The 20,873-nt window shown below is 55.9% G+C and carries 18 protein-coding genes and 1 pseudogene; 14 read left to right on the top strand and 5 right to left on the bottom strand.

Going from position 1 to position 20,873, the window contains the following annotated elements:
* Positions 1 to 159: 159 nt before the first annotated feature.
* Entirely contained in the window at positions 160 to 2,121 is a 1,962-nt protein-coding gene (locus LT85_RS05550) for a methyl-accepting chemotaxis protein (protein ID WP_038486349.1), read from the top strand.
* 141 nt (positions 2,122 to 2,262) lie between these two features.
* Here the strand turns inward: LT85_RS05550 and LT85_RS05545 are convergent, their stop codons facing one another.
* Together LT85_RS05545 and LT85_RS05540 are read right to left on the bottom strand one after the other, a co-directional pair.
* Complete coding sequence (locus LT85_RS05545) at positions 2,263 to 2,688, bottom strand: organic hydroperoxide resistance protein (RefSeq protein ID WP_038486345.1); 426 nt, start codon at positions 2,686 to 2,688, stop codon at positions 2,263 to 2,265.
* A 223-nt stretch (positions 2,689 to 2,911) separates the two neighbouring features.
* Positions 2,912 to 3,403 carry a MarR family winged helix-turn-helix transcriptional regulator gene (locus LT85_RS05540; RefSeq protein WP_052134729.1) on the bottom strand — a complete coding sequence of 164 codons (492 nt, stop codon included), beginning with the start codon at positions 3,401 to 3,403 and terminating at the stop codon, positions 2,912 to 2,914.
* A 391-nt stretch (positions 3,404 to 3,794) separates the two neighbouring features.
* Here LT85_RS05540 and LT85_RS05535 point away from each other — a divergent pair, with 391 nt between their 5' ends.
* Entirely contained in the window at positions 3,795 to 4,004 is a 210-nt protein-coding gene (locus LT85_RS05535; RefSeq protein WP_038486342.1) for a SymE family type I addiction module toxin, read from the top strand.
* A 209-nt stretch (positions 4,005 to 4,213) separates the two neighbouring features.
* Positions 4,214 to 5,029 carry a hypothetical protein gene (locus tag LT85_RS05530; protein ID WP_038495154.1) on the top strand — a complete coding sequence of 272 codons (816 nt, stop codon included), beginning with the start codon at positions 4,214 to 4,216 and terminating at the stop codon, positions 5,027 to 5,029.
* Between the two features lie 768 nt (positions 5,030 to 5,797).
* On the opposite strand, the pseudogene LT85_RS27655 reads toward LT85_RS05530, so the two are convergent.
* Positions 5,798 to 6,013 (bottom strand): annotated as a pseudogene (locus LT85_RS27655) (hypothetical protein); the annotation flags it as partial.
* Between the two features lie 225 nt (positions 6,014 to 6,238).
* On the opposite strand from LT85_RS27655, the gene LT85_RS05520 reads away from it, so the two are divergent.
* From LT85_RS05520 to LT85_RS05500, 5 genes are all read left to right on the top strand, one after another.
* Positions 6,239 to 8,599, top strand: coding sequence for a DNA polymerase II (locus LT85_RS05520; RefSeq protein WP_038486336.1), 2,361 nt, complete (start codon positions 6,239 to 6,241; stop codon positions 8,597 to 8,599).
* A 68-nt stretch (positions 8,600 to 8,667) separates the two neighbouring features.
* Positions 8,668 to 9,294 (top strand): hypothetical protein, encoded by a 627-nt coding sequence (locus LT85_RS05515; protein ID WP_038486333.1) that lies wholly within the window; start codon positions 8,668 to 8,670, stop codon positions 9,292 to 9,294.
* On the top strand, positions 9,284 to 9,913 hold the full coding sequence (locus tag LT85_RS05510) for a hypothetical protein (protein ID WP_038486329.1): 630 nt from the start codon (positions 9,284 to 9,286) through the stop codon (positions 9,911 to 9,913). The genes LT85_RS05515 and LT85_RS05510 overlap by 11 nt, the downstream gene beginning before the upstream one ends.
* A gap of 271 nt (positions 9,914 to 10,184) precedes the next feature.
* Positions 10,185 to 10,934, top strand: coding sequence for an ABC transporter substrate-binding protein (locus LT85_RS05505; protein ID WP_253273670.1), 750 nt, complete (start codon positions 10,185 to 10,187; stop codon positions 10,932 to 10,934).
* A gap of 275 nt (positions 10,935 to 11,209) precedes the next feature.
* Positions 11,210 to 11,917 (top strand): hypothetical protein, encoded by a 708-nt coding sequence (locus LT85_RS05500; RefSeq protein WP_038486327.1) that lies wholly within the window; start codon positions 11,210 to 11,212, stop codon positions 11,915 to 11,917.
* Between the two features lie 76 nt (positions 11,918 to 11,993).
* Here the strand turns inward: LT85_RS05500 and gshA are convergent, their stop codons facing one another.
* Positions 11,994 to 13,580: a glutamate--cysteine ligase gene (gene gshA / locus LT85_RS05495; RefSeq protein WP_038486322.1), complete on the bottom strand. Its 1,587-nt coding sequence runs from the start codon at positions 13,578 to 13,580 to the stop codon at positions 11,994 to 11,996.
* 443 nt (positions 13,581 to 14,023) lie between these two features.
* On the opposite strand from gshA, the gene folD reads away from it, so the two are divergent.
* The 6 genes from folD to LT85_RS05465 all read left to right on the top strand — a co-directional run bounded on the left by folD (position 14,024) and on the right by LT85_RS05465 (position 20,029).
* Complete coding sequence (gene folD / locus LT85_RS05490; RefSeq protein ID WP_038486319.1) at positions 14,024 to 14,869, top strand: bifunctional methylenetetrahydrofolate dehydrogenase/methenyltetrahydrofolate cyclohydrolase FolD; 846 nt, start codon at positions 14,024 to 14,026, stop codon at positions 14,867 to 14,869.
* A gap of 5 nt (positions 14,870 to 14,874) precedes the next feature.
* The gene (locus LT85_RS05485) at positions 14,875 to 16,962 is read left to right on the top strand and encodes a M3 family metallopeptidase (RefSeq protein WP_038486316.1); all 2,088 of its coding nucleotides are present in this window, start codon (positions 14,875 to 14,877) and stop codon (positions 16,960 to 16,962) included.
* Positions 16,963 to 17,035: 73 nt separating this feature from the next.
* The gene (locus LT85_RS05480; protein ID WP_038486313.1) at positions 17,036 to 17,638 is read left to right on the top strand and encodes a glutaredoxin family protein; all 603 of its coding nucleotides are present in this window, start codon (positions 17,036 to 17,038) and stop codon (positions 17,636 to 17,638) included.
* Positions 17,639 to 17,667: 29 nt separating this feature from the next.
* Positions 17,668 to 18,093: a DNA polymerase III subunit chi gene (locus tag LT85_RS05475; protein ID WP_038486310.1), complete on the top strand. Its 426-nt coding sequence runs from the start codon at positions 17,668 to 17,670 to the stop codon at positions 18,091 to 18,093.
* A gap of 11 nt (positions 18,094 to 18,104) precedes the next feature.
* Positions 18,105 to 18,533 carry a hypothetical protein gene (locus LT85_RS05470; RefSeq protein WP_038486308.1) on the top strand — a complete coding sequence of 143 codons (429 nt, stop codon included), beginning with the start codon at positions 18,105 to 18,107 and terminating at the stop codon, positions 18,531 to 18,533.
* A 179-nt stretch (positions 18,534 to 18,712) separates the two neighbouring features.
* Positions 18,713 to 20,029 (top strand): D-amino acid dehydrogenase, encoded by a 1,317-nt coding sequence (locus LT85_RS05465; RefSeq protein ID WP_038486305.1) that lies wholly within the window; start codon positions 18,713 to 18,715, stop codon positions 20,027 to 20,029.
* A 172-nt stretch (positions 20,030 to 20,201) separates the two neighbouring features.
* Here the strand turns inward: LT85_RS05465 and LT85_RS05460 are convergent, their stop codons facing one another.
* The gene (locus LT85_RS05460; RefSeq protein WP_038486302.1) at positions 20,202 to 20,711 is read right to left on the bottom strand and encodes an Lrp/AsnC family transcriptional regulator; all 510 of its coding nucleotides are present in this window, start codon (positions 20,709 to 20,711) and stop codon (positions 20,202 to 20,204) included.
* Positions 20,712 to 20,873 lie beyond the last annotated feature (162 nt).

The following is a 20,873-nucleotide window of genomic DNA, read 5'->3' as shown; positions in this document are numbered from 1 at the left end:
TCAACTTCCGGCAGCAATGCCGTTATTACATGTGATTGCCGGTAATTGGGCAGGATGCCGTCCGTCCGTAGCAGGCGCACCAGGGTCTGCACGGCATCGGACTGTGCTAACCGGGATGGCGCAATAACGGCCCTCCATCAAACAAGAAAAGGATAGTTCATGCACAACAAATTCTTCAACGTACGGAATCTGAACGTCGGCCTCAAGCTCAGCCTGTTTACCTTTCTTTTGGTTACCCTGATTTTTCTGATCTATGGCTGGGCCAGTGCACGCTCCACTGCCCGGTTGCTGGAACAGCGGGGAGCCGCCGACATTGCCGGTCGGACCAGCACCATGATCCAGATGCTGGATACCTTCGACAGCAGCCATAAAAGCGAAGCCGAGCGCTTCGCGCTTTTACTGGCGAGCTACTTCCCTGGAAAGTTCTCCATCGACAGCAGCAAGAGCGTCGATGTGGCTGGCAAGCCCATGCCGCTGCTGAAGAACGGCGACGACGTCATCAACATGAATTTCTCCATCGCCGACCGCTTTACCGGCGCCAGCCGCGCGGTAGCGACGGTCTTCATCAAGAATGGGGATGACTTCACGCGCATCTCGACTTCCCTCAAAAAGGAGAGCGGCGAGCGCGCCGTCGGCACCGTGCTCGATCACGCCCATCCGGGCTATGCCAGCCTGCAAGCCGGGCTGTCGTATATCGGACGCGCCAGATTGTTCGGCAAGGAGTACATGACTGCCTACAACCCGGTCATGGATGATGCCGGCCAGATTGTCGGCGCGCTGTTCGTCGGTGTCGATATCAGCAACGACATCGACACCCTGAAAGCGCGCATCCGATCGGTCAAGCTGGGAGAGACCGGCTATTTCTATGCGCTCAGCGCCAGCCCCGGCCAGGATCAGGGCAAATTGCTGATCGATCCGCGCGATGAAGGCAAGAATGTCCTGGCGCAGAAGGATGCCGGCGGCCGCGAATTCATCAAGGAAATCATCGAGCGCAAGGAAGGCAACATGCGCTACACCCTGCAGCAGGGTTCCGTAGCAGGCGTTGAAAAAATCGCCGCCTTCGCCCCCTACAAGAACTGGAACTGGATCATCGTCGGCAATGAAGACGCGACCGAGCTAACGCAGGAAATCACCACGCTGCGCAACCGCAATGCATTGCTTGGACTGGCAGCGGTACTGATCATGGTGGCCGCGCTGTACTGGCTGATCCGCCGCAACGTCAGCCTGCCGCTGAAACGGGTCAGGCACGCCGCGCAACTGCTGGCGCAAGGCGACCTGACTGCAACATTGGCAAGCGACAGAGGCGACGAAATCGGCCAACTGGAGCAGGCGATCAACGGTATCAGCCAAGGTCTGGCGGGCGTCATTGGCGAGGTGCGGCAAGGCACCGATGAAATGGCGCGCGCCTCGCAGGAAATCGCCGAAGGCAACGCCAATCTCTCGGCACGCACCGAATCGCAAGCCAGCTCGCTGGAGCAAACCAGCGGCTCGCTGTCACAGCTTACGGCGGCGGTGAAACAAAGCGCCGACAGCGCCCAGCATGCCAACCAGCTGGTCGTGACCGCATCGGGCCAGGCGCTGGAAGGCGGCCAGGCGGTCGGCCAAGTGGTGTCGACCATGGGCGCCATCAAAGACAGTTCGCGCAAAATCTACGACATCATCAGCGTCATCGACGGCATCGCTTTCCAAACCAATATCCTGGCGCTCAACGCTGCGGTGGAAGCCGCACGGGCAGGTGAACAAGGACGCGGCTTTGCAGTGGTAGCGGCGGAAGTGCGCAACCTGGCGCAGCGCTCAGCCGCTGCCGCCAAGGAAATCAAGGACTTGATCGGGACGTCGGTAGAACAGGTGGATGCAGGCGGCAAGCTGGTGGATGCGGCGGGACAGACCATGCAAGGCATCGTCGCCGCAGTCAAGCGGGTGGCGGACATCATGCATGAGATCACGGCCGCCACTACGGAACAAAGCAGCGGCATCGAAGAAATCAACCGCGCCATGGGCCATATCGACGACATCACCCAGCAAAATGCCGCGCTGGTGGAACAGGCTGCGGCAGCGGCACAAAGCATGCAAGACCAGGCTGCGCAATTAGCGCAGACGGCCTCGGTGTTTAAGCTGTAACCGGTGAGCTGTAACTACTGAGCTGTAACTACTGAGCTGTAATTTCTAAACCTCAATTGCAGCATTAATTACAGCTTTGATTACGGCTGTGATTACGGCTGTGATGCTGGACGGATGACCGGTGTCATCCGTCCATTTTCATTACACCAGCGTCAAGGTGACGTCGATGTTGCCGCGTGTGGCGTTGGAATAAGGGCAAACCTTGTGCGCCTTGTTCACCAGGTCTTCCGCTGCGCCGGCTTCCATGCCTGGCAGGGAAATCTGCAGTTCCACTTCGATGCCAAAGCCGCCAGGGATCTGGCCGATGCCGACATTGCCGGTGATCGACAGGTCTGCAGGCAAATGGATCTTCTCTTGCGAGGCGACGAATTTCATGGCGCCGATGAAGCAGGCGGAATAACCGGCTGCAAACAGTTGTTCAGGATTGGTGCCTTCACCGCCAGCGCCGCCCAATTCCTTTGGCGTGGTCAATTTGACGTCCAGCACGTTATCGGATGAAACAGCACGGCCGTCACGGCCGCCGGTTGCAGTGGCGTGGGCGCGGTACAGAACTTTTTCGACTGACATGATGATTTCCTTTATTGGCCGTTTGGAGAATCCTTTGGATCAGCGCAGTCGGCCGTACTGACGATCCGGATAAAAAGATACAACACTAAGATGACGCAAGAATGAAAAAAACTGACGCATTTACAAAGTACATACTACAAAGCACAAATTACAGATCACACAATTACATTGCTAACAATCTATTCCATAAAATGACATGACTCCGCACCATCCCACTCTCTACTTATTCGATATTACCCGCCATTGCGGCGCGCAGCCGTTGCAACTGCTTGGTCAACGCCTTCAACTCATCCAGCGAACATTCAGCGCTGCAACTCACGTGCTGCGGAATCGCCTGCGCTTCATTGCGCAGATTCCTGCCCGCCGCAGTCAGGCTGACAATCACCTGGCGCTCATCATGCTGCGCACGCTGACGGCGTAAAAAACCGCTGCTTTCCAGGCGCTTGAGCAAAGGCGTCAAGGTGCCGGAATCCAGAAACAAGCGCTCGCCGAGGGTGGATACAGTGACTTCATCGCGTTCCCACAAGGTCAGCAGCACCAGATACTGCGGATAGGTCAGGCCCATCTTTTGCAGCAAAGGCTTGTAAATCTTGGTCATGGTCAACGATGCCGAATACAGGGCAAAGCACAACTGGTTATCCAGCAACAGGCTTTCCGGTCCCAGCAATTCGGGCGGGATGTTTTCGGTTGGCAGGTGATGTTTGCTGGTTTCCATGGTTTGAATAATATATCGCTAAAAATTAAATTGCAAGCAATCTAAATTGCATTTAAAACTATCCGGGACATTGCCATTTGCTATCGGCGTTCGCATGGATTAATCAATGATCGGCACAAAACATCTTACACGCCGCGCTGCTTCATCTGCAATTTAAGGCTTGCCATAAAAAATATCCTTAACAAACTCCGGCCTTTCCCGGCGTGTTACGGTAGACAAAATATTAACTAAACTAAAGCAAAGAAGCAGAAAAAGGAGGCAATCACGAAACAGACTAAGTAGTAAACAACATGCCTGCGCCATAGCGACGGGCATCGTAAAAGCGCGAGACGGAGATGCAGACACATCCCTGCCTCGCTAACCACAATCAACAAAACAGGAGCAGTTGAATATGGCTAAGCGCGATTCTACGCGAGACCTTCTTGCATCTACAACAACAAACGAGCCGGAGCGGCTCACCGCTTCTTTCTACCTCGAAGACAATTCCGAAGCGCTCTGGATATGCTTATCCGGCGCAGCACTCAAACGGACCGGCTTCACGCCTGAATCTCCCCTGCAGGTCAGGATCATGGCCAGTTGCCTGGTCATTACAAGCGATTAAGCCGATACCGAAGCAATAAACACTATCAAAGACCCTATCAAAAGCGCCATCAAAGTTAAGCCATTTCTTAATCCAACGCCCTGCATTGGATTTGAGGAATGGTTTTTTTTGCAAAAGCAACGTCAAACGCGCCGACGAATGCATTGAATGCAAACAGCAGACATCCATCGGGTACACTACCTGCGCATAATTTCCATATCGTCCGAACCATGACCATCACTATCAACGAATCCCTCCGCGCCTATATCGATCCATTGACCGAAGATGAATACACAGCGCTTGAACGCAGCCTGTTGTCCGAAGGTTGCCGCGATGCGCTGGTATTGTGGGGCGACCTGCTGGTCGACGGCCACAACCGCTACGGCATCTGCCAAAAGCACAGCATCCCTTTCAATACGGTACAAAACAAGACATTCCAATCCATGGACGATGTACACCTGTGGATGATCGACAACCATCTCGGCCGACGCAGCGTATCGGACTTTCAGCGCGGCGTACTCGCCTTGCGCAAGAAAGAAATCGTATCGGCACGCCTGACAGAGAAACAAGCCCAGCAAGCATTAGGAACGCCTGCGGACAATGACGCCAGCGCACAGTCAGAAAAAGAACCGCCCTGGACCCGCGAAACCATTGCCCGCGCCGCACGGATGAGCAGCGCGACACTGGGACAAATCGAAAAAATCCAGAAAACAGCTGCGCCAGAACTGGTCGGCGCCATCAAATCCGGCGTCATATCGATTAACGCCGCGGCGGCTGTCGCTTCCCTGCCGAGCGAAGAACAGATCGCCGCCGTCGCCGGAGGCAAGAAGGAATTGCGCCAGGCGGCAAGACAGGTGCGCGAAGCCAGGTTGCCGCCCAAGCCCAAGGTTGAACTGGATGCACCGCTTGAAGGGGCATCGGAAGAGCAAGTCGAAATTTATCGTTTGACGGTATTGGTCGCGGAATTGACGGAGGAGCGTGATCAGTTGAAGAAGAAAGTGCAGAATCTGGCGATTGCGCTTTCTGAGGCGCGGAGCGAGCAATAGTTCACTGCAAGGCTAAAGGGTTCGAGAATATATGTACGGCCACATTCGCAGATGCATCTATTGGCACTGCTGTTTTCGGCCTCTTCCTGGTTTTGTTTGCATTTGGATTGCGATCCCGCATCGCGATTGACAGCCGCCTCTCATACCCTTCATTAGCATTGGAGATTGTCTTGAAGTCAAATTTTGCTAACCACTTTCAAATTATCGCTGGCGCAGGGGAAATCCCGCGTTGATGCCGCAATCGCCGGTGATCGGAATAACGCAGCAATCGATAGCATGGATTGGCTGGCGTCCAAGGCCATGGCGCCCACGCCAACAAGCAGATCACCGCACGGGCTGCAAAACTGGAATGGGCAAATATCCGTGAGTGACGTGAGATCATTATGAAAAACAGCAACTAGGCGGCGGTACCCCGTCATCAGCCTCAGTCATATGAAATTCTAGTCAATGACTGCGTAGCTGATGAACCAGAAAAACGATTTTTGGATAGGAGTTCCGCCGTCACATACCAATTTTGCAGATTACGCATCCATCTCTTTTTACTTGTTTATTAAAGAGCATAGTTCTTGGCAATCACCATTTTTCATGTTCAAGCGCACATCAATCGCGATGATCTTCATGGTGATCTTCATGACGGTCATCGTGACGGTCATCATGATTGCGTTGGTGCGCTTCCCAATCGCGCCGTGCCCAGTAGCGATTACCATCGTAGTAGCGGTCGCCATGCCAACCCTGCGTAATAACAACCTGCGCCGGTACTACCTGTACATGGCGTTGATGCTCTTCCCAATCACGTCGTTCCCAATAGCGATGACCATCGTAGTAGCGCTCGCCATGCCAGCCTTGCGTAATAACTACCCCCGCTGGTGCTACGAGTACGGGAGCTGGCGCCCCGATATTGACATTGACATCAACGGCATGTGCAGTAGCGGAAAGACCAATACCAAGGCTGATAATCGCTGATGCGATAACTGGATATTTCATCGTAATGCTCCAATATATTGTGAATAATAAACCTGGCGATCCGCCGCGACGCATTGGTTATCTGCCTGGTTCTCCCACAATGCAAAGAGTAGCGCTGCGGTTGACGCAATGCGCGAGATGTTTCAGAAACTAACAGCGCTTACGAATTTTGTACATTTAGGTAACATTGAACGATATCCATATGTATGACATCGTCAAAGTAAACTGCTCAACAAAGGCAACAACGTGGCACAACAAGGTTTTCTTCTCACCAGGCACTGGCGCGATACCCCCTCTGGTACGGAAGTCGATTTCTGGCTGGCGACCGATAGCGGTCCACAGCATATCCGCCTGTCGCCGCAGGAATCGGTGGCGTTTATTCCGGCCGAGCAGCAGCAACTGGCCGATAGCGTATTGCGCAACGAACGCCGCTTCGAGCTAAAACCTTTGCAGCTGCAAGATTTCCATTCCCGGCCGGTGCTGGGCTTGTATGTCCAGCAGCATCGCCAGTTGATGAAGCTGGAGAAGCAACTGAAGGAAGCCGGCGTGGATGTCTACGAAGCCGATATCCGACCGCCTGAACGCTATCTGATGGAGCGCTTCATTACGGCGCCGGTGTGGTTTGCCGGGGAGCCGGGCAGTAATGGTCCCATGCTCAACAGCTACCTGAAGCCTGCAGCCGACTACCGTCCGCAGTTGAAGCTGGTATCGCTCGATATTGAAACCACCGCGCACGGCGATTTGTATTCCATCGCTCTTGAAGGTTGCGGACAGCGCCAGGTGTATATGCTGGGGCCGCCCAACGGCGACGCCAGCGGGGTAGATTTCGACCTGGAATATTGCGATAGCCGCCCTCTTCTTCTGGAACGTCTGAACCAATGGCTGGAGCAGCACGATCCCGACGCCATCATCGGCTGGAATCTAGTGCAGTTCGATTTGCGCGTGCTGCAAAAACATGCACAGGAATACAAGATCGCCTTGCGTATCGGCCGTGGCGGCAGCCCGATCGAGTGGCGCGAACATGGCTTCAAGCCGAATCATCACTTCGCTTCCGCTGCCGGACGCTTGATCATTGACGGTATCGAAGCGCTGAAATCGGCGACCTGGAATTTCCCGTCTTTCAGCCTGGAGTATGTGGCGCAGACTTTGTTGGGCGAGGGGAAATCGATTACCAATCCCTATCAGCGGATGGCGGAAATCGATCGCCGTTTTGCCGAGGACAAGCCGGCGCTAGCGACGTACAACCTGAAAGACTGCGAGCTGGTGACGCGTATTTTCGCCCAGACCGAGTTACTGAAATTCCTTCTGGAGCGCGCTGCCGTCACCGGATTGCCGGCGGACCGCAACGGCGGTATGGTCGCCGCCTTCGGTCATTTGTACCTGCCGCAAATGCATCGCCAGGGTTATGTCGCACCGAACCTGGGTGACGTGTCGGGTGAACCTAGTCCCGGCGGCTTTGTGATGGATTCGCGATCGGGCTTGTACGACTCCGTACTGGTGCTGGACTACAAAAGTCTTTACCCCTCGATCATCCGCACCTTCCTGATCGATCCTGTCGGGCTGGTCGAAGGTATGCAGCATCCCGACGACTGCGATTCCTTGCCGGGTTTCCTGGGCGCGCGCTTCTCCCGCAACAAACACAGCTTGCCAGCAATCGTCAACCAGATCTGGCAAGGGCGCGAAGTCGCCAAGCGCGAGCACAACCAGCCGTTGTCGCAGGCGCTGAAGATCATCATGAATTCCTTTTACGGCGTACTTGGATCAACGGGCTGCCGCTTTTTCGATCCTCGCCTGGCGTCGTCAATCACCATGCGCGGCCACGAAATCATGCACAAGACGCGTGAGCTGATCGAGGCCAAAGGTTATCAGGTCATCTACGGCGACACAGACTCCACCTTCGTCTGGCTGAAGCAGCCGCAAACGGAGGAACAGGCTGCCGAAATCGGCAATACGCTGGTCTGCCACATCAACGCATGGTGGCGGCAGCACCTGCAAGAGAATCTGGGTATCGAGAGCGCGCTGGAACTGGAATTCGACACGCACTACCTCCGCTTCCTGATGCCGACCATCCGCGGCACCGATCTGGGCAGTAAAAAACGTTACGCCGGCATGATCGCCAAGGAAAATGGCGAGAAAGAAATGATCTTCAAAGGACTGGAAACGGTACGCTCCGACTGGACGCCGCTGGCCAAGCAATTCCAACAGCAGCTTTACGAACATATCTTCAAGCGCGAGCCCTACCAGTCTTATGTCCGCGATTACGTGCAGCGCACGCTGAGCGGCGAGTTCGACGAGTTGCTGGTCTACCGCAAACGGTTGAGGCGGCCGCTGGAAGCCTATCAGCGCAATGTGCCGCCGCATGTGCGCGCCGCGCGCGTAGCCGACGAATTCAACCGCGAGCAAGGCCGGCCCTTGCAGTATCAGAATGGCGGCTGGATCAGCTATGTGATGACTACGGCGGGGCCGGAGCCGTTAGAGACGCAACGTTCGGCGATTGATTACGACCATTATTTGACCCGGCAGTTGCAACCGCTGGCAGATGCAATATTGCCCTTTTTGGATGATAATTTTGCGACACTGGTGGGAGGACAACGGGAATTGTTTTGAAGAATAGCCCGATATGCCGTTCTAAGATCAAAACCCGAACCGCACCCTGGATTTTAAAGGACGTCTGAATGAAAGAAGTCATACCGATCAATCAGGATCGCGAAGCAAGCGCAATCAAGGTCCTGGACGGACCGATCGAGCAATACCGCCTCGGCGCATCGGCGTCGGTGTTCGAGCGTGTGCGGTTTCGTCTCGACGGCATCGTGGTAGAAGCGCATCCGGCCGAGCAAAACACTACCTCCGAGCGCTTGAAGGCCTTGGCCGGTACAGGCGCCCCGGTGGTGGCCGGCGTTTTCCAGTTGCACGATGGCCGGCATATGCTCGACTGGCTGATTCCTCCCAACGCGCACACCATTGCGGCGCTGCCGATAGCCGTGCGCGCGGCGAAGACGTGGAAATCGTTCTGGCGTGCGCTGCAAGTGGCGACTGTCGCTGGCTTGATCTGCGCATACGCGGTGTACCTGACTGTGCATATGACCTCCGCCTGGAATGCCCTTTCCGGCATCATTGGCCTCGTGGCGGCGATTGCTGCGTTTGTTTCCTCGCTTCAGATATTTTTTTCTGTCCAGACTATCTGGCAGCGTTTTAGCCGCCGGCGAGCGCTGCAGCTGATGGAATCGGTGATGGCGAAGTATGAGAGCGCCTCGCCGCGCACGGAAGAGCGCCTTTCTGCCGGAGCATTGCATGAGCGTTGAATTGCCAAAAATAAAACGCATTGAGGGCAGGCTGCATAAGCTGCAGGCAAGCTCACTTAATCTGATCACAAATTCGTTCGTCGACAATTCCACTTACAGATTCGATATCGACGGCCAGAAGATGCGCTTCTATACCGGGCGTTGGATGTGGAATCCCGAGCCGTTCCTGGCCGAAGGCGACCGGGTTGAACTGGCCGTGCTGGAGGAACCCTTCACCCGCGACGGAGAACAGCGGATCTACGCACTGCGCAACTGCGAAGACGACTGCGTCTATGTTGCACACTTCCTGTGGAAAGGAGATTCATCTTCCTATGCCACGACCCGTATCCCGCCCAAGAGCGAGCATCGCTACATCGCCTGGCTGGGCGTGTTTTTACTTGTTCTTGCCAGCGTGTTTTTTTGCATCAACGCAATGACAAAGGGCGGCAGTTCGTACTGGATCTTTCTTGATAGTCTGTTGCTGGGCATTTGGCTGCTCGCTGCCATTCCCTTGCATGTCATGCGCTGGCGTTGGCAAGCTGGATTTCCGACGCGCAGGCAGCGGATCATGGATGCCGTCTACGATTGCCTCGGCCTTGGGTCGCCACTGGCTCCCAACAAGCCCGTCCAGGCGGTGTAACGGAGAAAAGAGAAAGCGATAGCACCTTGTTTGGAACTGCGCTAGAGTCTTCACAAGCGTTGGCGCCCTAGGGCACTCCGCTTGCAACTGAATATGGATTATCGCCAACCAGCGAATCGCCCGTGCAAGCAGAAAACAGATGGCAATAGAGCTGAATCAGATGATGAAATTATCGACGATGAAAAGCCGGATAAGGTTTTTTCCGACCTTATCGATACTTCTGGCCTTCAGTGCTGCGACGCCTGTAATGGCGCAAACCTCCGGAGCTACCATGATGCATGAAAATCATCCTGTCACGCCAATGGCGGCAGTGTTCGCACCGAGCGGCACGCTGCGCGCATCAATCAATCTCGGCAATCCGGTATTGGCGAATCTGGATCCGCAGAGGAGCCAACCTGTCGGCGTATCCGTGGATCTGGCCACTGAGCTAGCCAAACAACTCGGCGTTCCACTGCAACTGGTCGCGGTCAAGTCGGCCGGCGGATCAGTCGAGAATGTAGAACAAGACAAAGCAGACATTGGTTTTTTTGCAGTCGATCCGAAACGCGCGCAGGAAATTCACTTCACCAAGCCCTATGTCTTGATCGAAGGCTTTTATGCCGTGCGCGACGATTCGCCAATCACGACCAATGAACAGGTCGACCAGCCCGGTATCACCGTGGCCGTCGGCAAAGGCAGCGCTTACGATCTGTTTCTCACGCGCGAACTGAAGCACGCGACGATCGTGCGCATAGCCACCTCTCCGGCCGTCGTCCAAGGTTTTCTGGATCAGCACCTGACCGTCGCCGCCGGAGTCAAACAGCAACTTGAAAAGGATGCGTCGAAGGCAGGCGGATTGCGGATCCTGGATCAACGCTTCATGGTGATCCGCCAGGCGATGGGCGTACCAAAGGCCAAAGGCGATGCAGCGGCCACCTATCTTTCGAAGTTTGTCGAGGACATGAAAACATCCGGCTTTGTCGCCGCCTCGCTGGCGCGGCACCACATCGAGGGTGCGGCAGTGGCCACGGGAGATGACTAATGCTCCCCCGATTCCGTGCCGACCGCGGTAGCCATATAAAGCCGGCTGCGTGACAGCCGACGCTGTCTGACATTAGGCGCTACCTCGTTGCCTATTACCGGGCTTGTGTGACTCTCCGAATTTGCTCTTTCACGCTCCGTTTTTTTCAACGCCGACGCACTTCTCCAAAGCACTTGAAACACAGAGCCTGTTTTTCTGAAACAAGCGCCAATTGATGGTCTGCAACATCCCATGTAGACTCAAAAACCTTGAAGCTTCGGACTAGGGGATATTCGGTGCGAAACGCTAATCAAATTGAACTACTCGCCAAATCAGGCTGGAACACCTGCGAATCCGTGCGAGAGGGAATTGTGCAGGCAGGACTTCCGATCCCTACCGCCGAATATCTGCGCAAGACATTTTCTGCTGCATATTGGAAACGACTCGACCGCGCTATCCAGGCTCTGCGCGATCATTTCCAATATGCACGCTTCGGCGACCAGGCTGTTTTTGGCGCTGTGCTGATTCCCGACCCGGCCAAGCTCGACACACGTGGCGCGGTGGAACCCGCAATGCGCCGGGACCAGGTTGGCGCAGCCAGCGAAGACGTCGTCGACAAGCTGCTTCCTGCTGGAAAATTGGTGATACAAACAGGTACCGACTGGACGCCGGTTGCCAGCATCACCGGCCCGGCGGGCATCCATTTCGGCAGTTACAACGATATTCGCAATAGTGCGCCGGAAACCTATACGGTCGATGGGGTTGATACGCGTGACCTGATGGTGCGGCAAATCTGGGGCGCGCGCGTATTGCAGAGCGGCGCTCAGTTACCTGACTGCGAAGTTGGTGGCAGCTGGACCTTCACATTATTACCGGGAGAAGATCTGGTGAACGCGAAAGCGGTGTCGGGCACCGTGTTGTATGACAAGGTGCGTTTCCGGTTGGGCAGCTCGGATCGAGGTATCGCCGTGGTGCGGATCTGTCCGGCGTTGATTGTCGAATAGACCATCAGAATGCAGGGACAGGTTCGGCGGCCACCGCTTTAAGCCTGTGACCGCCGGGAAATCCATTCAAGCCAACCTAGACACTCATATTACCCAGCGTACTAGCCCGATAAGCCGCCACAAAAGTATCAAAATCCCCCGTCTGGCTACGTTCCAGACTCTCTTGCTCGGACAAGGACGTCGCCGCCAGCGTGTCGTAATAATTACGCTCTTCCAGACTAGGCGGATGCGCCAGGAAATAGGCCGCATGTACTTTGCTTTGGCGTAGTGCAAAACTGGCGAACGATTCCTTATTGTCGCGCAAGATAGCCAGCACCTTTGCCGATGGCGTCAGCTCAACCGACTCCAGCTTGCGGCTTTGCTGTGCAAGCGACGCCGCATGCGCGCCATCGCTGCGCTGGGCGTCCAGCAATTCTGCCGCCGCGCCGATGCGCTGCATCAGTTCCATACCCCATGCCTGCAAGCCGATCGGATTGCCGTCGCGCTGCAATTGCAAGCCGGGACGCCGGCCTTCTTTGACTGCACGGTTGAAATTCTCGGTGTTTTCCAGGCTTTCTTCATCGCTGGTCAGCGGGCTTTCATCGAGCGCGCAGAACAGCAGGAAGGCATCGAGGAAACGCGAGGTTTCGAGGTTGATGCCCATCGGCTCGAAGGGATCGATGTCCATGCAGCGTACTTCTATATATTGCACGCCGCGTGCGGACAGTGCCTGGATCGGCCGCTCGCCGCTGTTGATGACGCGTTTCGGCCGGATGGTCGAGTAGTACTCGTTTTCGATTTGCAGGATGTTGGTGTTGATCTGTACCCATTCGCCGTTACGGTGGGTGCCGATCGCTTCATACGGCGGATAGGGCTGGCTGACCGCGCGTGCCAGACTCTTGATATAGCTATCGAGGCTGTTGAACTGCGGCGTCAGACGGGCCTGCGCTTCGCTGGTGTAGCCGAGGTCGCTCATCCGCAAGCTGGTGGCGTATGGCAGGTAGAGGGTATCTTTATCCAGTTCTTCCAGCCGGTGCTGGCGGCCGTCGAGAAAGCATTTCGACAAGGCAGGCGAGGCGCCGAACAGGTACATCAACAGCCAGCTGTAGCGGCGGAAATTGCGCACCATCGCGATATAGCTTTCCGATTGAAAATGGATTGCGCTGCCGGTGGCGCCTTCAGCCTGTTGCAAAATTTGCCACACGCCTTCTGCCAGCGAGTAGTTGTAGTGGATGCCGGCGATGCATTGCATGCGCTTGCCATAACGCAGCGCCAGGCCGCGCCGGTAGACATGCTTCAAGGTACCCATGTGCGAAGTGCCGTACCAGGCGATCGGGATCTGCTCTTCGGCCGGCAAATGGGCCGGCATCGACTGGCTCCACAGCAGTTCGTCGCCCAGCTTGGTGTAGACGAAGCGGTGGATGGTATCCAGTTCGGTCAGCGCGGTGGCGATATCGTGTTCGGCCGGGGTGATGAACTCCAGCAGCGATTCCGAATAGTCGGTGGTGATCTGCGGCTGCGTCAGCGCCGAACCGAGGGCGCGCGGATGCGGCGTCAGGGCCAGGCGGCCGTCAGCGTCCACGCGCAAGGTTTCTCTTTCGATGCCGCGTAAGCCCTGGCCCAGCAAGCCACGGTGCTGCTCTTGCCCTAGCAGCGCCAGTCGGCGAGTGTAATGATCGGTCAATTCAGCATCCTTTTATAAAATTATCATCTCTGGCTGTGTGGTCATTCATTGCGCATATACAGCCAAAGCCGGTGACATACAGATGTCGTAGAAGGCGAGAATAGCCGAAAATGAAAGAACGCGTTGGATGTGGTCCTGACCCGCGAAAAGTGCCCCAAACGATGCTTTTTTAGGACTTACGCAAAATTTCGCCAGCAAGGCATGCCGACGAAGATAAGGCATGCCGACGACGATAGTACGAAGGTACAGCCAGGAGGCATAACGCCGCTGGCGGAATTTTGCGTAAGTCCTAATTTTATTAAACGGATAACTCCCAGTGAATTCGCGTGGATCGCCAGGAAGTAATTTTCAAGTTTCCACAAGGAAACAGATCCTCGACGCATTCTTCAGGGCGCACACCCTTTATAATCCTGCTTTGCTTTCAATTTTCAATTGCCTTCACCATGCCAGCTCAACTAATCGACGGAAATCTCCTCTCCCAACAACTCCGCGCCGATGTCGCCAGGCGCGCTGCCGTGCTGACGGCCCAGGGCAAACAGCCCGGACTGGCTGTGATCCTGGTCGGCGACAGCCCGGCGTCGCAAGTGTATGTACGCAACAAGGTCAAGGCTTGCGAAGACAACGGCTTGCATTCGGTATTCGAGAAATACGATGCCGACCTGACTGAAGCCGCCCTGCTGGCGCGCATTGACGCCCTGAACCAGGACCCGAAGATCAACGGTATCCTGGTCCAATTGCCACTGCCGGCGCATATCGATGCGCATAAAGTGATCGAAGCCATCGCGCCGGAAAAAGACGTCGACGGTTTCCATATCAGCAATGCCGGCCTGTTGATGACCGGTCAGCCGTTGTTCCGTCCGTGCACTCCTTACGGCGTGATGAAAATGCTGGAATCGGTGAATTTCCCGGTACGCGGCGCGCATGCGGTGATCGTCGGCGCCTCGAATATCGTCGGCAAACCGCAAGCCATGCTGCTGTTGCAAGCCGGCGCCACTGTCACCATCTGTAATTCGAAGACACGCGATCTCGGCCTGCATACACGCATGGCCGACATCCTGGTGGTCGCAACCGGCAAGCGCAACATCGTCACCGCGGACATGGTCAAACCGGGCGCTGCGGTGATCGATGTCGGCATGAACCGCGACGATAACGGCAAACTGTGCGGCGATGTCGATTTTGCCAATGCCAAGGAAGTCGCGGGCTACATTACTCCAGTGCCAGGCGGCGTCGGACCGATGACCATCACCATGTTGCTGGTCAATACCATTGAAGCTGCAGAAAGAATGTAATAGCAATGACCTCTACCGCAATCAAAGCCGCTGCCAGTTCCAATCCCCTGCTCGACTTCACCGGCCTGGCCAAGTTCGACCGGATCACGCCAGCCGACATCACGCCGGCGATCGCCATGCTGCTGCAGCAGGCGCATACCGTGGTCGAACTGCTGGAGGCATCGCCCGAAGCCGCGACCTGGGAGAATTTCGTCTTGCCGCTGGAGCACGTAACCGAAAAGCTCAGCCGTGCCTGGGGCATTGTCAGCCATTTGAATGCGGTAGCGGATACTCCGGAACTGCGCGCCGCGTATAACGAAAACCAGCCAAAACTGATCGAATTCTGGACCGCCCTGGCGCAAAACCTGGCGCTGTTCGGCAAGTACAAGGCGATCAAGAACAACCTCGATTTTGCCGATCTGTCGGACGCGCGGCGCAAGATCGTCAACAACGCCTTGCGCGATTTCCGGCTGGGCGGTGCTGAACTGGCGGCCGCCAAGAAAACCCGTTTTGCGGAAATCCAGGAAAAGCATGCGGCGCTGACTACCCGTTTCTCGGAAAACATCCTGGACGCAACCAACGCCTACGGCTTGTTTGTCACCGACGAAGCAGAACTGGCCGGTTTGCCGGACGACGCGCGTCAGGCTGCGCGGGCCACGGCAGAACAAGATGGCAAGCCAGGTTATAAATTCACGCTACATTTCCCGTCCTATTTCCCGGTCCTGCAATACGCAGACAACCGCGCCCTGCGCGAAAAAATGTATCGCGCCAACGCCACCAAGGCTTCCGAACTGGGTGAGAAGCCGGAATGGGACAACACGGCGAATATCGTCGAAATCCTTCGCTTGCGTAACGAAGAAGCCAAGCTGCTGGATTTCAAGAATTACGCTGCGCTGTCGCTGGTGCCAAAGATGGCAAAGACGCCCGAGGAGGTGATCCAGTTCCTGGAAGACCTGGGCCGGCGCGCCCGTCCTTTTGCCGAACAAGACCTGGACGAACTACGCACCTTCGCCGCCGAACAGCTTGGCCTGGCGCCGCTGGAAGCCTGGGACATGGCGTATGCCGCAGAAAAATTGCGCGAGCAGCGTTACGCGTTTTCCGAGCAGGAAGTCAAACAGTATTTCCCTGAACCGACTGTGGTCGAAGGCCTGTTCCAGCTGGTGCAGAAACTGTTTTCCGTCGACATCAGCGCCGACCAGGCTGCGGTGTGGCATCCGGACGTCAAGTTTTTCCGGATTCAAAAAGACGGCAAGCTGATCGGTCAGTTCTATCTCGACTTGTACGCACGCAACGGCAAACGCGGCGGCGCCTGGATGGACGACGCGCGGGCGCGGCGCCGTATCGGCAATGAAGTACAAACCCCGATTGCCTACCTGACCTGCAATTTCACCGCACCAGCCATGGTCGACGGCGTCAGCAAGCCAGCCTTGTTCACGCACGATGAAGTGATCACCTTGTTCCACGAGTTCGGCCATGGCTTGCATCACATGCTGACCCAGGTCGATGAAATCGGCGTATCCGGCATTTCCGGGGTCGAATGGGATGCGGTAGAACTGCCGTCGCAATTCATGGAGAATTTCTGCTGGGAGTGGGATGTGTTGCAGCACATGACTTCCGATGTCGTTTCCGGTGCGCCGTTGCCGCGCGAACTGTTCGACAAGATGATCGCCGCCAAGAATTTCCAGTCGGGCCTGCAAGCATTGCGCCAGGTGGAGTTCTCCCTGTTCGACATGCGTTTGCATGACGACTACGATCCTTACGGCAAGCAAAGCGTGCAGGATGTGATCGACCAGGTGCGCAGCAAGATAGCGGTCATTACGCCGCCTGCCTTCAATCGTTTCCAGCATTCGTTCGGCCATATCTTTGCCGGAGGCTATGCTGCGGGTTATTACAGCTACAAATGGGCTGAAGTGCTGTCGGCCGATGCGTATAGCGCGTTTGAAGAAGCCGCAGCAAAGGGCGGCAATGTGATTTCGGCCAAAACAGGCAGCAAGTTCCGCGACGAAATCCTTGCCGTGGGTGGTTCGCGCCCGGCGCTGGAATCGTTCAAGGCCTTCCGCGGCCGCGAACCAAATATAGATGCGCTGTTGCGGCATAGCGGGATGGCGGCATAGGTCGTGGCGCCAGCAATGGCGAAAGCAAGATCAAGTTAGTTCAAACACAAACTCAATCGACAAGGGGAAAAGGATGAAAATTGCTGCAACGTTTTTTTTGCTGACGCTGGCCGCCGGTGCACAGGCACAACTCTATAAGTCGACCGGGCCGGATGGCAGAGTCACTTATAGCGATACGCCGCCTGCGAGCGGCCATGTGGTGGAGAAAAAAACCGCTGGCGGCTTGAGCGACGACAACGATGGCCTGCCGTACGAACTGGCGCAGGCAGTCAAGAATCATCCCGTCACCTTGTATAGCTCGGATAAATGCATCCCTTGCGACGACGGCCGTAAAATGCTGAAAGAACGCGGCATCCCCTTCAGCGAAAAGACTGTCAAAAGCAATGAGGATATTGCCGCGCTCAGCAAAGTCTCCGGCGATAGTCAGCTTCCGGTGCTGATGGTTGGCCGCGACAAGCAAAGCGGCTTCTCCGGCACAAGCTGGGGCAGCGCACTAACCGCGGCAGGCTACCCGGAAAGCAGCCGTTTACCAAAAACCTATAGCTATGCAGCGCCGGTGGCCGCTGCACCAACAGCCGGCACTGCCAGAAAAACCACGGCGCCAGCCTCCGGCATGACCAACAGCGGCGATGTCGCGCCGGCAGCAGGCAACGCGCCGCCCGGCTTCCGCTTTTAAGCCCGGCCTGCCCCTATCCGTATAGATCAATGACGCAAATCGACTTCCATACCAATATTTCGGATAAATTCCTGTACACCTGCCGGTTGGTGCGCAAAGCCCGCACGGCGCAACGCCAGATCGTCATTTTGTGCGGCAATGGCGACGAACTGGCGACGCTGGACCGGACGTTGTGGACCTTTTCGGAACATGATTTCCTGCCGCACGTGCGCGCCGGCGATCCCCTCGCCGCGCAAACCCCGGTTATCCTGGCCGCCGACGAAGAGACGGAACTACCCCATCACCAGATGCTGATCAATCTGTCGGGCAAGACGCCACAACACTTTGCGCGCTTTGAAAGAATGTTTGAAATCATCTCGCTGGCCGATGATGACAAGGCCGGCGGCCGTGAGCGCTATCGCTTTTACCAGCAGCGCGGCTACCCGCTGACCCATTTTGTTGCCGAAAACGTATAGAGGAACTTGTCATGACTAACGGCAAACTAGACGCCAATATCCCTTTATTGACCGAGGTCATTGTTCCTCTGCCGACTTTGACCGACATTATCGACATGCCCAAAGCAGTGGTGGCGGCGCCAACCCATCCGGCACCGAGCGCGGTCGACGACGACCTGGATAATTTCGACCTGCCGGTGCGGCAGCGCGAAATCACCCTCAGCCAGCACGACTGGGACCGGCTGGAAGCGGAAGTGCGGGAAAAAGTGCTGCAGCAGTTGCAGGACCGCATCGATTTCGTTATCGAACAACGGGTTCGGGACGGCTTGGCGGATGTGTTGCAGACAGCGGTGGAAGGCATGGCGGCGCAAATCCGGAGCGGCTTGCACCAGACCCTCGATGAGGTCATTTCCCGTGCGGTAACACTGGAATTAGTCAAATTAAAAAAAACAAACATTTAACAGAATTTCTTTGCTTTTCAGTCAAAAATATCATCGCTGTAGATAAAAGTAAAAATTATAAGCCTCATTTTGATCGCCTAAAAAATCACGCTTTTCTTACAATAGCGCTATTGAAAAGGCTGCATATTCTGCTGATTCAGCAAGCGAATTGTTAAAAAACGGTGGTTTTTGGAGATGAGATGAAAGTAATAGTATTGGGCGCTGGTGTGATCGGAACCTCTTCAGCCTGGTTCCTGAACAAAGAAGGTCACGACGTAACGGTGATCGAACGCCAGCCTGGCGCCGCGCAGGAAACCAGTTTCGCCAACGGTTGCCAGATTTCGGTCTCGCACGCCGAACCGTGGGCCAATCCGCAAGCGCCGCTGAAGGTACTGAAATGGCTGGGACAGGAAGACGCGCCTTTGCTGTATCGCTTCCGTCCGGAATGGCTGCAATGGAAATGGGCCCTCAACTTCCTGCGTGAATGCACCCCGGCCCGCACCAACGACAACATTCGCCAGATCGTCGCGATCTGCGAATACAGCCGCCAGACCCTGCAGGCAGTGCGCGCTGAAACCGGCGTCGACTACGATTGCCTGACACGCGGCATCCTGCACTTTTATACGGATCAAAAAGAATTCGACATCTCGCTGCCTGCCGCGCAACTGATGCGTGATCTCGGTTGCCCGCGCGACTCGATCAGCGCCGATGAAGTGGTGAAAATCGAACCGGCGCTGGCGCGGATTCGCGACAAGATCGTCGGCGGCGACTTTACCGCCACCGATGAATCCGGCGACGTCTATAAATTCACTTCCGGCCTGGCCGGCAAAGCGGCCGAAGTCGGCGTCAACTTCCAGTACAACACCAGCGTCACACGCCTGATTACCGAAGGCAGCGGCTCCGGCGCCAAGATCACCGGGGTCGAAGTGATTAATGCCGACGGCCGTCACGAAGTGTTGCATGCCGACGCTTTCGTGGTCGCCATGGGCAGCTTCTCGACGCCGTTGCTGAAGCCGCTCGGCGTCGATCTGATGATCTATCCGGGTAAAGGCTACTCCGCCACCTACCAGATCACCAACTCCGACGCCGCGCCTAGCGTCTCGCTGACCGACGACGGCTACAAGCTGGTGGTGTCGCGCCTTGGCGACCGTTTGCGCGTAGCCGGCACGTGCGAACTGAACGGCTACACGCGTGAACTGAACACCACGCGCTGCGAAGCAATTACCCGCCGCACGCGCGAATTGTTTCCTGACGGTTGCGACTACGACAATCCGGTTTACTGGACCGGCCTGCGCCCGATGACGCCGTCCAACGTGCCCTACATCGGCAAGACGAAAATCAGCAACCTGTTCCTCAACACCGGCCACGGCACACTTGGCTGGACCATGGGTTGCGGCTCTGGACGCGCCATTGCAGAGATCGTTTCAGGCCGCCGGCCGGAAGTCGATTTCGCCTTTACCGGCATGCCGCGGCAAGCGCCGCAGCCGTTGATACTGCCGCGTCCTGTACAGGCTTGAACATGCTGATTGCTCACGGAGCAATGGAATAAAAAAAGACCGATGCTGGCGACAGCATCGGTCTTTTTTTGTCCTTTGCGCCTTCGTGCGGACATGGCGCGGTTTTTGCTCAAGTGTCTCCGGGAAGGATCAGGTCAGCGTTTTTTCCGGATCGGTGCACTGTTGAAGTGCATCACTTGGCGATGCGTACTTCCACTGTCGCCGGTTTTTCATCGAAGGCCACCCGCGTCACGAATTTGGCGCGCTTCATGGGAAAACGCGACTGGAAATGACGGACATTGCCGGAGCCGGAAATGACCCGCCGCACGAACTGGTAATAGGCGTCCATATCGATCACATGCACGACCAGAAAGTAGTCGTAATCGCCGGAGACGAAATAGCATTGCATGACCTCGACTTCCTTGTTCATGCGCAGTTCGAATTCCTGCATGTGTTCGTCGGACTGGTGGTTGAGCGAGATTTCGAGAAACGCCAGCATGCCGTAGCCGAGCGCAAACGGATCGACCAGCGAGACGTCGGCGCTGATGATGCCGGCCTCGCGCAAGTCGCGCAGGCGACGCAGGCAGGTGGGCTGGGAAATATGCGCTTTTTCGGCCAGGGTGCGGGTCGGCATTTGATTGTCGCGCTGCAGCAAGTTAAGCAGTTTGCGGTCGACTTTATCTAAGGTGTGATGTTTGCTCATGCCGAGGGAATTAAAGGCTGCTCCAGCTGTAATAAGAATTCGCAAAAAACCGCTATGCGAAGCGTTTTTTATGTTGTAACGTTGCTCTATTCGGATCAGTCTGAATAAATAACAGAAAAGCAGCGGATGGTGAAACTGTAACTACATTGTTTTATTTTAAAT

Source organism: Collimonas arenae (genome assembly GCF_000786695.1).
In the GTDB taxonomy this organism is placed as follows: Bacteria; Pseudomonadota; Gammaproteobacteria; order Burkholderiales; family Burkholderiaceae_D; genus Collimonas; species Collimonas arenae_A.
The sequence above is the reverse complement of the archived record's forward strand: the minus strand, read 5'-3'. Positions and strand labels throughout refer to the sequence as shown.

Coding starts and splice junctions, on each gene's coding strand:
- LT85_RS05510 (WP_038486329.1), top strand. CDS start 9,284: ATGAGCGTTGAATTGCCAAAAATAAAACGCATTGAGGGCAGGCTGCAT.
- LT85_RS05470 (WP_038486308.1), top strand. CDS start 18,105: ATGACTAACGGCAAACTAGACGCCAATATCCCTTTATTGACCGAGGTC.
- LT85_RS05485 (WP_038486316.1), top strand. CDS start 14,875: ATGACCTCTACCGCAATCAAAGCCGCTGCCAGTTCCAATCCCCTGCTC.
- LT85_RS05535 (WP_038486342.1), top strand. CDS start 3,795: ATGGCTAAGCGCGATTCTACGCGAGACCTTCTTGCATCTACAACAACA.
- LT85_RS05480 (WP_038486313.1), top strand. CDS start 17,036: ATGAAAATTGCTGCAACGTTTTTTTTGCTGACGCTGGCCGCCGGTGCA.
- LT85_RS05460 (WP_038486302.1), bottom strand. CDS start 20,711: ATGAGCAAACATCACACCTTAGATAAAGTCGACCGCAAACTGCTTAAC.
- LT85_RS05505 (WP_253273670.1), top strand. CDS start 10,185: ATGATGCATGAAAATCATCCTGTCACGCCAATGGCGGCAGTGTTCGCA.
- folD (WP_038486319.1), top strand. CDS start 14,024: ATGCCAGCTCAACTAATCGACGGAAATCTCCTCTCCCAACAACTCCGC.
- LT85_RS05465 (WP_038486305.1), top strand. CDS start 18,713: ATGAAAGTAATAGTATTGGGCGCTGGTGTGATCGGAACCTCTTCAGCC.
- LT85_RS05475 (WP_038486310.1), top strand. CDS start 17,668: ATGACGCAAATCGACTTCCATACCAATATTTCGGATAAATTCCTGTAC.
- LT85_RS05545 (WP_038486345.1), bottom strand. CDS start 2,688: ATGTCAGTCGAAAAAGTTCTGTACCGCGCCCACGCCACTGCAACCGGC.
- LT85_RS05550 (WP_038486349.1), top strand. CDS start 160: ATGCACAACAAATTCTTCAACGTACGGAATCTGAACGTCGGCCTCAAG.
- LT85_RS05515 (WP_038486333.1), top strand. CDS start 8,668: ATGAAAGAAGTCATACCGATCAATCAGGATCGCGAAGCAAGCGCAATC.
- LT85_RS05540 (WP_052134729.1), bottom strand. CDS start 3,403: ATGGAAACCAGCAAACATCACCTGCCAACCGAAAACATCCCGCCCGAA.
- LT85_RS05530 (WP_038495154.1), top strand. CDS start 4,214: ATGACCATCACTATCAACGAATCCCTCCGCGCCTATATCGATCCATTG.